Genomic DNA, 13,881 nt, shown 5'->3' on the forward strand with positions numbered 1-13,881 from the left:
TTTTTGATACATTATATGCTAAAAATATTAAAAAGGGAAATAATGAAAATTTTTGATATGGTAGTTATTGGTGCTGGACCTGCTGGTATCGCAGCTGGAGTAGAAGCAAAAATAAAAAATAAAGAAGTAATTATATTAGAAAAAGCTGATGCAATTTGTCAAACTTTAGTTAAATTCTATAAAGAAGGCAAAAGGGTTGATAAAGCTTATAAAGGTTGTGATAGCACAAATCATGGTCATATAGATTTTAACGATGGAACCAGAGAAAGCACCATAGAGACTTTTGAAAATACAATTAAAGAACATAATCTTGAAATTAAATTTTCAAGCGAAGTTGAAAGTATCAAACAAGATGGTGAAAATTTTATCGTTAGCACTGCAAATGAAAACTATATTTGCAAAAACGCTGTAGTTGCTATAGGCAGAATGGGCAAACCAAACAAGCCAAGCTATGCTCTACCTATGACTTTAACTAAAATCATAAATTTTAACGCTAATTCTACTAGCCAAAATGAAAAAATTTTAGTAGTTGGCGGAGGAAATTCAGCTGCAGAATATGCAATAGATCTAGCTAAAAATAACGATGTTACACTTTGTTATAGAAGAGAAACTTTTTCAAGATTAAATGATATCAATCTTGAAGATTTGCAAAAAGCATTTAACGAAGGTGTTATTAAAGCAAAACTTGGCATAGACATTATAAGTATTGAAGATGAAAGTGGCAAAGCTAAAGTTAATTTTACTGATAATTCTAGTGAAATTTATGATCGTATTATTTATGCTATAGGTGGTTCAACTCCACTTGATTTTTTACAAAAATGCTCTATACAAGTAGATGACAAAGGCGTTCCAAGTTTTGATGAAAATAAAGAAAGCAATGTTAAAGGTTTGTTTGTAGCTGGAGACATAGCTAGTAAAAATGGTGCTTCTATCGTTGTAGGTTTAAATGATGCGTTTAAAATCTGTAATCATCTTTATAAATGCTAAAACTCTTTCAATATCCAAAAGGCTATCGTTACAACAATGATAGTCTTTTACTTTTTGATTTTTTATCCAAACAAAATTTGCAAGGAAATGTTTTAGATATAGGTTGTGGTTGTGGAATTTTAGGCTTATTAATAAAACAAAAATTTCCAAATTCTAAAGTCTTTATGCTTGATATACAACAACAAAATATTGATTTAACTTATAAAAATTCTATAGAAAATAGCTTAGATATCCAAGCTATTTGTCAAGATTTTTTGCACTTTGAAAGTGATATTAAATTTGATTATTTAGTTTCTAACCCTCCATTTTATAAGCAAAATACCCAAAAAACAGATAATTTACATATGAACATTTCAAGATATCAAGAATTTATGCCACTTGAAAAAATGATAGCTAAAATAAATTCCATAATCAAACCAAATGGAAAAATTTATATATGCTATGAGGCTGAATTTTTAGATGCAATTTGTGCTTATTTTATGCAATATAAAATAAAACTTACTAAATTGCAATTTATCCACTCTAATAATGCTAAATCAGCAAGGTTAATATTATTAGAAGCTAGAAAAAATAGTAAAAGTCCTATTGAAATTTTACCACCACTATTTATGTATGAAAATGATAATTTAAGCCAAGTTATAGAAGAAATTTATAAAACAACTGGAACAATTAGTTATGATTTACAATAAAGATTATGATTACACTTTCGATGAAAGTGCTTGCCAAAGATGTCAAGGAAAATGTTGCACTGGAGAAAGTGGCTATATATTTGCTAATCAAGATGAGCTTTATAAAATAGCAAATTTTTTAAATTTGAGTTTTGAAGAATTTCAAAAACAATACCTCATCAAAGTTGGATTTAAGTATAGTTTTAAAGAAGCAAAATACGAAGATGGCTATCGTTGTATTTTTTTTGATACAATGTATAAAAAATGTTTAATTTACCAATACAGACCAAAGCAATGCAAAACTTTTCCATTTTGGGAATATTTTAAAACACACAAAGAGGAGCTACAAAAAGAATGTATAGGGGTTTGTTTTCACTAATTATCACTTTTATTTTAACTAGTTTTGTTTTTGCAAAAGGCGAAGATAAAATCTTAAAAGCACTTATTTATGAAGAGTATGGACAATTTCAAGAAGCTTGTGATATTTATACAAATTTATTTATAGACAACAACGAAAGTATTTATTTGCAAAAAGCTTTATTTTTAGCTTTGAGCAATAATTTAAAACAAAAAGAAAAACTTTTAAAAGCATCTAAAGATTTCCTAAATCAAGCAGTTATTGCTAGGTTAAATGCTTTGTATTTTTTTGAAATAGGAGATTACCAACAAGCCGAAACTATACTTTATAAACTTATAAAAGAAGAACAAGATTATAAAAATTATGAGATACTAGGTGATATTTTTGCAAAAAAAGCTTTATTTAGCAAAGCACTAGAGCAATACAATCTTGCTTACAAACTTTTTGAACACGAAAGTTTATTGCTTAAAATAGCTGAAATAAATATCAAAAATAAAAATATCAATCAAGCAAAAAAAATTTTAGAAGAATTTGTAAAAAGCTCACAATGTGGTCTTAAAACATGCACCATACTTTTAAAAATTTATCAAGAGCAAAAAGATAATAAATCGAGCATTCAAATTCTTAAAAAACTATATAAGATTAATAATGACATTAAATATATTTATGCTATCATAGAACTTTTAGTTCAAGATAAAGACTATACTCAAGCTCTAAATTTAACCCAAAAATACAACATAGATCCTGATACTAAAATTTTTTTATACACACAAACAAAAGATTATAAAAAAGCTTATGAAATAGCTTTAAAGCATTATGAACTTAGCAAAGATAAAAAATATCTTTCTATGGCTGGAGTTTTGGAATCTGAAATATATATGGATCCTAAAAGTAAAAAAATAAACGATCTTACAAAATTAGCTTCTATTTTAAAAAAATTTGAAGATAGTGTAGATATACGCAGTGATGCTTTATATCAAAACTATTATGGTTATACTTTAATTGAATATGATATAGATATTAAAAAAGGTATAGAGCTAGTAGAATGGGCTTTAGAGCAAGAACCTGAAAATCTCTATTATCTTGATTCGCTAGCTTGGGGGTATTACAAACTAAATGATTGTAAAAAAGCTTATGAAATTTTACAAAAAACCTTACATGATAAAGAATTTTCAAATTCACAAGAAAGCAAAGATCATTTAAAGGCTATAAAAAAATGTTTGAAAAAATAAATCTAAAGGATTATTTTTTAAAAACACAAACAATACTGCAAACAAAAAAAACTAATTTTTCTTACGAAATGTTAGGTAGAAGCTTAGCAGCAAATGCTTTTTATCCCAAAGACATTTATACACTTTTATTAGAGCAAAAACTTTCTACTTTTTTATACACCAACAATTTAAATTTAAAACAAAATGATTTTGATGGAATTATCATACCAACTAGTCCTTTAGAAAAACAAGATATACAAAATATAAGTTTTTTTAGGCGTTATCATCATGAAAAACCCATTATACAATTTGATTTTATATTTGATGAATATCAAATTTTAGAAAGTTTGGTTTATGGTGCTGATGCTTTTATTATATTTCCTAAAATGTTAAAAATTTTACAATTAAAAAAGCTTTATAATTTCGCTATTCATCTTGGTTTAGAAGCCATATTTTATATAGAAAATAAAAAAGATTTAAATAATGCTATTTTAGCTGGCGCTAGAATTTTTTTAGTTAATGATGAAAAACTTTTACCTTTGATACCAAAAAACAAAGCCCTTATAAGCAAAAATATTAAAAATCTACATGCTTGTATAAAGGATGGTTGATGGAATATTTATATGCACCCTGGAGAGATGTTTATTTTAACAATAAAGATAAAAATTTTTGCCCTTTTTGTCATTGCACACATCATTTAAATCAAGATGAGGAACTTGGAGTGATTTTTAGAGCCAAAGAATGCTTTGGTGTTATGAATAAGTATCCTTATAGCCCTGGACATTTTATGATTATCCCTTACAAGCATTTAGAAAATATAGAAGATTTAGAAGAAAATACTTGGATACAAATGAGCTATTATGTAAGAATTGGTGTTAAAATTTTAAAACAAGAATTTTATGCCAAAGGGGTTAATATAGGTATGAACTTAGGTGCCGCAGCAGGAGCTGGTATAGCACCACATTGTCATTATCATCTAATCCCAAGATGGCAAGGTGATACTAATTTCATCACAACCATAGGACAAACTAGAGTTTGCGGGAGTGATTTAAAAAAAATTTATACAATTTTATGTAAAGCATTTAAAGAATATGTATAAAGAAGTTGATTTTGAAAATTTTTTAAATTATAATTTTGATTTATTAATTGATGCAAGAAGCCCTAGAGAATATAACTTTGCTCACATTAAAAATGCTAAAAATTATTACGCTTTAAATAATGAAGAATTTGAAGAAATAGGAGCTCTTTATAAAAAAAGCAAAGGTTTGGCTAAAGCAAAAGGTGCTAGTTATATCTGCAAAAATATGAGCTATCACATCAATGAACTTTTTCAAAATTACAAGATAGGTTCCTTGGTTGGAATTTATTGTGCAAGAGGCGGAAAAAGATCTAAAGCCATTGCTCTAATTTTAGCAGAACTTGGTTATAGGATTGTAAGATTAGAAGGTGGTTATAAAGCTTATAGAAGCTATGTAAGTGCATTTTTCCAAAAGAAATTGAATATTGAATTTTTATGTCTTTGTGGCAATACCGCAAGCGGTAAAAGTGATTTATTAAATTTATTAGACAATGCTTTAAATCTTGAAAAATTAGCTAACCATCAAGGATCAAGTTTTGGTAAAATTTATGGAGAACAACCTAGTCAAAAAGCTTTCGAAGATGAATTGTTTTATTTTTTAAAATACTATCCTTATAAGACTTGTTTTATAGAAGCTGAAAGTAGGCAAATTGGAAATTTAACCTTGCCATTAAATTTATACCAAGCTATGCAAAATGCAAAAAAAATTTGGTGCGAATGTGATATAAATTTTCGTATCCAAAGAGTTTTAAAAAACTATACTCCAATGAAAAAAGAAATTTTTCTTGAATGTGTAGAAAAAATCAGTCCTTATATTAGTAAAGAATTCAAAGAAAAACTTTGTAAAAATTTTGAAAATAACAACTTAAAAATTTGCATAAAAATGCTTTTTGAGTATTATGATAGAGTGTATAAAAAACCTACAAAAATTGATTATTTTATCAATAGTTCTAATTTAGATGAAGCTAAAAAACATCTTATGAGTTTAAACTCATAAGATTATATTTACAAATATCATAAAAATAATACTTGAAAGAATTCCTGCCACTGGTAAAGTAATGACCCATGCAAGCCCAATAGGCTTCATCATACTCCATTTAGCATTTTTATTAAAAACCCCTATACCCAAAATTGCTCCAATTAAAATATGTGTTGAACTAACTGGAATTCCAAGTTGAGTTGCTAAAAGTATCACAATACTCGCACCAAGTTCAGCACTAAAACCCGTAGTTGGTTTAATTTCAGCTAATTTTGAACCCACCGTTTGAATCACTTCTTTACCTAAAAACCAAAGCCCTATAACTAAAGCTATACCAAACATAAGCATTACAGCAAATGGCACTGGAGAGCTAGGATTGATAGTGTTATTTTTAAGCACATCTAAAATAGCAGCAAATGGTCCAAGAGCATTGGCTATATCATTAGCTCCATGTGAAAAGGCAAAGCTTGAGGCGGTAAAAATTTGAAACCATGAAAAAATCTTTTCTATAGTTTTATTAACTTGAGTTTTTTTCATAAGCCTTACTACTGCCAAAGTCACTACATATGCAAAAATTGAAATAATAGAAACTATCCATAAATTTTGCATTACATCTAAAGTAGAAACTTTATTCAAGCCTTTAAATAAAAACATAGAAGCTATAATCAAAGCTGCAACACCCGCAATTAAAGGAACATGGAATTTCATTTTAGAAAAGACATCTATATTTTTTTCCTTTTCTTTTAACTCTTTAATTTTTAGTTTATATTGACTTTCATTTTCCTCATCATCTAAAACTATAGCACTAAGTTCTTTGATTTGTTCTTCTTGACTTTTATTTTTTAAATTTAAAAAATACTCTTCCTTAAAGGTCTTTTTTTCTTTTTTGATTTCTTTTACAGCAAGTGAAATTTCTTCTGAAGGTTTTAAAATTTTTTTATAAATATAGGCATAAATCAAATATGCTACAAGCCCACCAAGTAAAGGTGAAATCACCCAACTCATAGCTATTTTATAAATACCATTCCAATTTACCATGCTAAGAGCTTGTTCTTGATTAAAAAATACAAACCCCATGGCAATACTTGAACCAACAATACCTCCTATAATACTATGAGTAGTTGATACCGGGAGTCCTTTCTTGGTAGCTACAAAAAGCCAAATTCCTGAACTTAATAATGCTGAAAGCATTACACATACAAACACCATAGGATTAACACCATCAGGTAAAACCACTATGCCACTTCTTATAGTATTAGTTACTTCACCCCCTGCAAATACAGCACCACTTAACTCAAACACAGCAGCAATAATCAAAGCTTGTTTAATAGTAACTGTTTTCGCACCTACACTAGTGCCAAATGAATTTGCAACATCATTACCACCAACATTAAAAGCCATAAATATCCCAAACACACTAGCAAGGATAAATAAAATCATGGAATTGTTAGGGATATAATTATAACCCCATACAAAAAAGCACAAAACACTCACGATAAAAATAAAAAATGCAATAGCATTGTCTTTGCTCAAGTATTCTCCTTGGAATTTATTTTGATGAATTAATTTTAACAATTTTTACTTATGTTTTCTTTGATTTTTGAAAATTGAATGGCCGAATTTACCGCTTGAATATAACTTTTTAGACTGATTTTTTCATTTTTATAAGCTCTGTCATAAGCTGTGCCATGATCAACACTAGTACGAATGATAGGTAAATTTAAACTCACATTAATACTTTCATCAAAATACAAAGCTTTCAAAGGTGCTAAAGCAACATCATGATACATACTTACTAAATACTTACATCTACTTAGTGCAAAAGGTGTAAAAGCAGTATCAGCCACCAAAGGCTCACTAAGAAAAATATCTTTTTTATTAGAGTGTTCTTTTTCTTTTTGTTTTAAAAAATCTTCATTTTCTAAATTTTGCAAAAGTAAATCATCTTCTTTTAAAAATACATTTGCCATTCTTATAGCTTTTTTTATTTGTTTTTCTTCTTCTCCACCAATTACACCATTATCACTTGCATGCGGATTAAAACTTAAAACTCCAATTTTTTCAAAAAAAGTGCATTGATAAAAACTAATCAAAAATTTAGCTAGTTTAAAAGCTTTAATTTGCTTATAAACCTCTCTTAAAGCTATATGTTCAGTATATAAAGCCACAAAAAGCTTATCACACCCTAGCATCATAATGGCATCTTGTTTAAAAAAATCTCTCAAAGCTTCAGTATGCCCTTTATATTCTATACCAGCCATTTGCCAAGTTTTTTTATTAATTGGCAAAGTTACTAAAGCATCTAAAAATAAATTCGAACAATAACTAGCCCCTTCAAAACTTAAAAAAGAATAAGCCCCACTTTTAGCATCCAAATTTGCAGGATTTAACTCAAAATCAAAATCAATCACCTTGCTAGCTTGATATGAAAAATCATAAATTAAAAAATTTTCTTTTTCTTCTTTTAAGGCAAATTGTGGTTTTAAAGCATAAGAAATTTCAACTAAATTGATTTTAGATTTAGGGTTTATTTTCAAAAGTTTATTTGCTTTTTGAAATAATTCATAATGCACAAAATAATAAGGCTCACAAATTTTTACCAGCTCATCATGACAAGCTAATAAAATTTGCATACCTATGCCATTTAAATCCCCTATACTAATAGCAATTTTTTTCATCTTTTAATCAAAGCTTTCATTTGCAATATAGCTTTTTCTAAGCCTACAAAAACTGATCTTGCTACTATGCTTTGACCTATATTTAACTCTTCTATTTCTAAAATATCTACAATATTTTTTACATTTTTATAATTAAGCCCATGTCCAGCAGCTACTCTTAAATTTAAACTCTTAGCTAAACTTGCACTTTGTCTTAATCTTTGGAGTTCATTTTTTAAAAGCTTTTTGAGTTCATTTTTACTTAAAATTAACTCGGGTAATGCATAAGAAGTTTGATTAATATTAGTATATAAAGCATTATAAATATTAGCATATAATCCAGTATGAAGCTCTATAAAATCAGCTTTTAAAGAAGATGATTTTTTAATATCTTCTAAATTTGGATCAACAAACAAAGAAACCTCGATTTGCTCTTTTTTTAGAGCATTAACCACTTCTTGTAATTTTTCATTATGAAGATTCAATCCACCTTCTGTTGTGAGTTCTTGTCTTTTTTCAGGCACTAAAGTAACGCGTGAAGGTTTGTATTTTAAAGCATATTCTATCATATCCGCAGAACATTCAAGATTGACTACACACTTACAATATTTTAAGATATTTTCTAAATCTTGTTCATTAGTATGGCGACGATCTTCTCTTACATGAATAGTGATTTGATCAGCCAAATTTGCACTTAACAAAGCAGCTTCTAATAAATCTGGATCATTAACCTTTCTAGCTTCTCGCAAAACTGCTATATGATCGATATTAACCCCTAAAAGCATAAGTTTTCCTTATAAGTTTTTTAGCTATTATACTTTAATTTTTTTAAGGAGAGCTAGTGCTTGGTATAGATATAGGCTCAAACACTCTAAGAGCTGTTTTTATGGATGAATATTTTAATAAATTAAAAAGTGAAGAATTTATCATAGCTACAGCTAAAAATATGCAAAATGGTTTAATAAGTAATGAAGCGATTCAAAGATTATTTAATGCTTTAAAAATTTTAAGCGAGAAATATAATCTAAGTCAAGCAAAGGCAGTTGCTACAGCTGCTTTTAGAAATGCAAAAAACACAGAAGATATTTTTATAAAAATCGAAAAAGAATTCCAACTTAAAATACAAGTTATTGATGCAAAAACCGAAGCAAAACTAAGCATTTTAGGTATGCAAGAGCGTCTTAAAACTCTTAAACTTTTTAGAAAAAATTTAAGTTATTGTGATTTAGGTGGTGCTTCTTGTGAAATTTCAAATGATTATTTTAGTAAAAGCTATGATTTTGGTATTATTAGTTTTTATGAAAGAATGAATTTTAAAGCTATAAAGCCAAATGCTTATGTGAATTTTTTTAAAAAACACCCAAAAAATCTTGCCTACATTAAAGATAAAAAACTAAAAATTCATTTTAGTTCTTATCCAGTGCATTTTAAACAAATTTTTTTCGAAGCTTTTAATGTAATCAAAGAGGCTAAAAAGAATTTAAAAGGAAAATTTTTTGTATTAAATTCAGGTGTTCCTACTACACTTTGTGCTTACAAACAAAATATAAAATACAAAGACTACTTAGAAGAAAGTGTAAATGGTAAAATACTAAAGCGAAAAGATTTTTTTAATTTTGCATTAAAAATTTGGAATTTAGAGCAAGAAAAAGCTAAAATTTATCTTGGAGAAAATAGAAAAAAATACCTCATAGCAGGTTCAATGATACTTTTTGCCTTATTTGATAAACAAAAGTTAATTGTAATTGATGATGGTGTTAGAGAAGGCGTGTGTATAGCACATTTTAAAAATATCAAATTTTAAAGGAGAAAAAATGAATTTAAAAGATCAAATTTTAGAAGATATAAAAGAAGCTATGCGTAACAAAGATGATTTTAAAAGAAATACTTTACGAACGCTTAATGCTAGCTTTAAACAAATAGAAGTAGATGAAAGAATTACACTTGATGATGAAAGAATTCATAAAATTATTGCAAGTGAAATTAAAAAAAGAAACGAAGCGGCCTTAGCTTTTAACAAAGGCGCAAGAGAAGATTTAGCTCAAAAAGAACTCCAAGAAGTTGCTATTTTAAGTACATATTTACCAAAACAACTTAGCGATGAGGAATTAGAAAGTGAGCTAAAAAAACTCATAGAAAAACTACAAATTAGCTCATTAAAAGAACAAGGTATTTTGATGAAAGAAGCTAAAGCAATTTTTGGAGCAAGTGTTGATGGTAAAAGATTGAATGAAAAGGTAAGAAAGCTTTTAGCATGAAAAAATTTCTAACACTTTGTGCTATAGCTTTAAGCTCTTTTGCTTATACTCAATATGAACTACATCCTAGCTTTAAAGACTACTTTAAAAATTGTTCTTTACTTATGGATAAATATTATTATATTAATTGTTATGATTATAATTATAAAGGCACTAAAGCCATAGCTTATAAACTAAAAGCAAGTATTTTAAATCAAGGACACATCAAAAAACGCCCTAAATTTTCAGAAGATACAAATATACCTAAAAAATACAGAACTTATTGGGAAGATTATCTAAGAAGTGGCTATACAAGAGGGCATGTCGTGCCTAATCAATCTATGAATGCAACCCCACAAGCCCAGCTTAGTACTTTTTTAATGAGTAATATCACTCCACAAAAAAAGGATATTAACGCTGAAATTTGGAATAAAATCGAACAAAGAGAAAGATATTTAGCAAAGAAAAACAAAGAATTAGAGGTGTTAAATTTGGTTCTTTATGATGAAAAACCAAAACGCATAAAAAACAACATTGCAATACCTAGTTTTTATGTAAAAATACTTAAAGCAAAAAACTATGCAGAATGTTATAAAGTCCCAAATAATGATAATTTTGCAAGATTTGATAGAAATTATTTCAAAGAAAATTGCAAAAAATATATTAAATTTTAACACATTAATTTAAGTTAATTTTTATAAATATAATATTAACATATACAAAATTTTTAATAAAGGATTTTTTATGTTAATATTTTCTCCACGGGGGGGGGAATCGAATAATTTTGATTTAATCTCTTCTTGCAAAAAATTATCAAAACAAATTCTACTTTCAAATATAGTCGCTTCTTTACTTTTTTCATCTACATTTGCTCTACCTAGTGGAGGTAAATTTACTCATGGAACAACAGGAACTATAAACAAACCAAACAACAATACTTTAAATATACATGGTAATGGAACAAACTCTGTCATTCAATGGGGGGGGGGATTTAGTATAGGTAAAGGTGAAAGTGTAAATTTTAATGGAAACAATAAAAACTACCTAAACATTGCTCATGGAACAAGTAAATCTACTATAGATGGATTATTAAATGCAAATGGTAATAATGTATTTTTAATCAATCCTAATGGAGTAATCATTACTAAAAATGGAACCATCAATGCTAATCGCTTTGTAGCTTCTACTTCATCGATGGATAATACAGCTATGCAAAGATTTGCTAATATGAGTAATTTCGACCAGGGCTTAACCTTTTCTCCAGTATTTAAACCTAACAAATTAGGTAATGTAGTCAATATGGGTAATATTAATGCAAATAATGTATTGCTTATAGGCAATAAAGTAGATATACAAGGTGGTAAGCTAGGTAATGCTAGTTCTACTACACATTTAGTAGGAAATAATGTATATATAGATGCAGATAGCACTAATTTAAATTCAACTATTAATGTAACAGCTATACAAGGTGGTTACATACAAAGACAAATGAATAAATTTGCTAATGATAATTATAATTTTGGAAATAATGTAAATATAAATAAAGTAAATTATACAGATAGTGCTAATACCACTCATAATGGAATTTCTTCTAACTTCAAAAAAGCCCTAACTATAGGTAATATGGGAAATGAAAAAGCTAATGCTATAGAATGGTTTTACTTTGCTAAGGGATGGAACGAAGATTTAGGTAATACGCGAAATATTGATGAGTTTAGATTAGTAGGGAATGTGGATTTTAGCGGAAATGAAGGTAAAAACTATGCTAATTATTGTATAGATGATTTAGGTTGCACTTCTATGATAGTTAGCCACTCTGATGCTTTTACCAAAACCTTTGATGGACAAGGTTATACTTTAAAAAATATCAATATAGACACAACTTCTTTAGGTAATAGAGCTTATAGAATTGGTATATTTGGTTATATTCGTGAAGCAACTATTAAAAATATCAATGTAGATTATATGGGTGGTGGGATAAAAGCTGACAATGTTATGGTTGGTGGTTTTGCTGGTTATGTTGGCAATGGAACTTTTAGCAATATTTCTTTAAATAATATAGGAAATATTATTATCAGTAGTAGCAGTGGTGATGATGGTTGGAGTGGTGGTTTTGCTGGTAGAATTTTTAGTGGAATCTATACTAATATTTCTTTAAACAATATAGGAAATATTAATAGTAGCTACAACAACTATAATAGTTATATAGGTGGTTTTGCTGGTCAAACTAGTGGAACTTTTACAAATATTTCTTTAAACAATATAGGAAATATTAGCGGTAACAACTATTATAAAAGTTATACTGGTGGTTTTGCTGGTAAAGCTGGTGGAACTTATACCAATATTTCTTTAAATCATATTGGCAGTATTAGTAGTAATAGCAACAATGATGATAGTTATGCCGGTGGTTTTGCGGGTAGTGTTAGTGGAACCTTTAGCAATATTTCTTTAAATAATATAGGAAATATTAGTAGTAGTGTTAGTAACTTAGATGATAGCTCTGCTGGTGGTTTTGCTGGTAGTGTTGGCAACTCTTCTACCTTCAAAAACATTTATATATTTTTAAATCCAAATATGAGTATAAGTGCAAGTGGTGGTAATCAAAATTATGCTGGTAAATTCTTTGGTGGTAAATATAACAGCAATATTAATTTTACCTTAGACAATATCCATATCTACCATAAAGATGGAGAATTAACTAATGCAATAGCTGATGAAGACTACTGGAATGATTTTAATACAAATGGTTATATTAGCAATAAAATAAACATTCACACTTATAATGATAATACCCAAGAAAGTAACTATCAAGACTTTTTATCTAAAGCAAATACTATAGAAAAACCTATACTACCATCTAATCCATCTAACCCAACCAATCCTGATGTAATCTTAGGTAATGATGATGTAATTAGTGCAAATGATTTAAATACTTGGTTAGGAGAAATTCTTGCAGGTAATTACTGGATAGATATAAATGATCTTAATTCAATCAAAGGAATAAGTGAAGAACTAAAACAAAGTATATCTTTCCTAGAAGCCTTATATGGCCAAGAAGGTATGAAAGAAATACTAGAAAGCTTTGGTAATGACTATAAAACTAATTATAAAAATTATCAAAAATTTGCTACAAATAAAGCAAATCTTTTAGCCTTTATCAATGATAAATTAAAACCTTTAGTCAAACAATCTAACAAAGCCTTTATAGATTTAAAAACAGCTCAAGAGCAATTAAAAATAGCCATAGCAAAATACAATGACTATGTTAAAAAAGTCAATGAAAATCCTAGTATAAAAAATGATGCAACTTTAAATGCTTTAAAAGCTGAAGTAGATAGATTAGATAATCTTAGTAAAGAGCTTTTTGCTAGTATAAATAATAATCAAGAATTATTACAAACTTATCAAAATAAAACTAGCACTGATTCAAATAATCACTTTAAAATAATAGGTAAATTTGATAATGTAGCTTTACTTATACCTAATTTAGATGAAATAGTAGTTGATGGTAATGAAAATGAAGATTATAAAAAAGTATCACGCCAAGTAGCTAATGCTCAAAAACAAACACCTACTTTTGAATATGAAGAAGATGAAAAAGAAGAAGTAGAAGAAGCTTCTATGAAACAAAGATCAAGAACTTGTATAGTAAGTGATAATTATAAAACTATGAATCCTTGTGTGGTAGAGATTTATTAAGTGCACA

At 27.8% G+C, this 13,881-nt stretch carries 14 protein-coding genes; 11 read left to right on the forward strand and 3 right to left on the reverse strand.

The window, feature by feature from the left end:
- Window positions 1–42: 42 nt before the first annotated feature.
- The 7 genes from CARM_RS04780 to mnmH are packed head-to-tail and all read left to right on the forward strand — an operon-like array spanning window position 43 to window position 5,299.
- The gene (locus CARM_RS04780) at window positions 43–987 is read left to right on the forward strand and encodes an NAD(P)-binding domain-containing protein (RefSeq protein ID WP_139425506.1); all 945 of its coding nucleotides are present in this window, start codon (window positions 43–45) and stop codon (window positions 985–987) included.
- Window positions 981–1,676, forward strand: coding sequence for a tRNA1(Val) (adenine(37)-N6)-methyltransferase (locus CARM_RS04785; RefSeq protein ID WP_139425508.1), 696 nt, complete (start codon window positions 981–983; stop codon window positions 1,674–1,676). The genes CARM_RS04780 and CARM_RS04785 overlap by 7 nt, the downstream gene beginning before the upstream one ends.
- Window positions 1,663–2,034 (forward strand): YkgJ family cysteine cluster protein, encoded by a 372-nt coding sequence (locus CARM_RS04790; RefSeq protein WP_139425511.1) that lies wholly within the window; start codon window positions 1,663–1,665, stop codon window positions 2,032–2,034. The genes CARM_RS04785 and CARM_RS04790 overlap by 14 nt, the downstream gene beginning before the upstream one ends.
- A complete protein-coding gene (locus tag CARM_RS04795; protein WP_139425512.1) occupies window positions 2,010–3,245 on the forward strand; it encodes a tetratricopeptide repeat protein in 1,236 nt (411 codons plus the stop codon). The genes CARM_RS04790 and CARM_RS04795 overlap by 25 nt, the downstream gene beginning before the upstream one ends.
- Entirely contained in the window at window positions 3,230–3,835 is a 606-nt protein-coding gene (locus CARM_RS04800) for a beta/alpha barrel domain-containing protein (RefSeq protein WP_139425514.1), read from the forward strand. Before CARM_RS04795 ends, CARM_RS04800 begins: the two co-directional genes overlap by 16 nt.
- The gene (locus CARM_RS04805) at window positions 3,835–4,323 is read left to right on the forward strand and encodes an HIT family protein (protein ID WP_139425516.1); all 489 of its coding nucleotides are present in this window, start codon (window positions 3,835–3,837) and stop codon (window positions 4,321–4,323) included. Before CARM_RS04800 ends, CARM_RS04805 begins: the two co-directional genes overlap by 1 nt.
- Window positions 4,316–5,299 carry a tRNA 2-selenouridine(34) synthase MnmH gene (mnmH, locus tag CARM_RS04810; protein ID WP_139425518.1) on the forward strand — a complete coding sequence of 328 codons (984 nt, stop codon included), beginning with the start codon at window positions 4,316–4,318 and terminating at the stop codon, window positions 5,297–5,299. Before CARM_RS04805 ends, mnmH begins: the two co-directional genes overlap by 8 nt.
- Here the strand turns inward: mnmH and CARM_RS04815 are convergent.
- From CARM_RS04815 to CARM_RS04825, 3 genes are read right to left on the reverse strand one after another with little or no spacing between them, the layout of a single operon-like run.
- A complete protein-coding gene (locus CARM_RS04815) occupies window positions 5,294–6,814 on the reverse strand; it encodes an inorganic phosphate transporter (RefSeq protein ID WP_139425520.1) in 1,521 nt (506 codons plus the stop codon). The two genes, mnmH and CARM_RS04815, sit on opposite strands and share 6 nt — an antisense overlap.
- Window positions 6,815–6,849: 35 nt before the next feature.
- Entirely contained in the window at window positions 6,850–7,959 is a 1,110-nt protein-coding gene (gene pdxA, locus CARM_RS04820; RefSeq protein WP_139425522.1) for a 4-hydroxythreonine-4-phosphate dehydrogenase, read from the reverse strand.
- The gene (locus CARM_RS04825; protein WP_139425524.1) at window positions 7,956–8,723 is read right to left on the reverse strand and encodes a pyridoxine 5'-phosphate synthase; all 768 of its coding nucleotides are present in this window, start codon (window positions 8,721–8,723) and stop codon (window positions 7,956–7,958) included. Before CARM_RS04825 ends, pdxA begins: the two co-directional genes overlap by 4 nt.
- Window positions 8,724–8,779: 56 nt before the next feature.
- On the opposite strand from CARM_RS04825, the gene CARM_RS04830 reads away from it, so the two are divergent.
- The 4 genes from CARM_RS04830 to CARM_RS04845 all read left to right on the forward strand — a co-directional run bounded on the left by CARM_RS04830 (window position 8,780) and on the right by CARM_RS04845 (window position 13,874).
- A complete protein-coding gene (locus tag CARM_RS04830; RefSeq protein WP_139425526.1) occupies window positions 8,780–9,742 on the forward strand; it encodes a Ppx/GppA phosphatase family protein in 963 nt (320 codons plus the stop codon).
- A 10-nt stretch (window positions 9,743–9,752) separates the two neighbouring features.
- A complete protein-coding gene (locus CARM_RS04835; protein WP_139425528.1) occupies window positions 9,753–10,196 on the forward strand; it encodes a GatB/YqeY domain-containing protein in 444 nt (147 codons plus the stop codon).
- Window positions 10,193–10,849, forward strand: a complete 657-nt coding sequence (locus tag CARM_RS04840; RefSeq protein WP_139425530.1) for a DNA/RNA non-specific endonuclease — start codon at window positions 10,193–10,195, stop codon at window positions 10,847–10,849. Before CARM_RS04835 ends, CARM_RS04840 begins: the two co-directional genes overlap by 4 nt.
- Window positions 10,850–10,919: 70 nt before the next feature.
- Window positions 10,920–13,874: a two-partner secretion domain-containing protein gene (locus CARM_RS04845; protein WP_176301001.1), complete on the forward strand. Its 2,955-nt coding sequence runs from the start codon at window positions 10,920–10,922 to the stop codon at window positions 13,872–13,874.
- Window positions 13,875–13,881 lie beyond the last annotated feature (7 nt).

Source organism: Campylobacter armoricus, from assembly GCF_013372105.1.
GTDB classification, from domain to species: domain Bacteria; phylum Campylobacterota; class Campylobacteria; order Campylobacterales; family Campylobacteraceae; genus Campylobacter_D; species Campylobacter_D armoricus.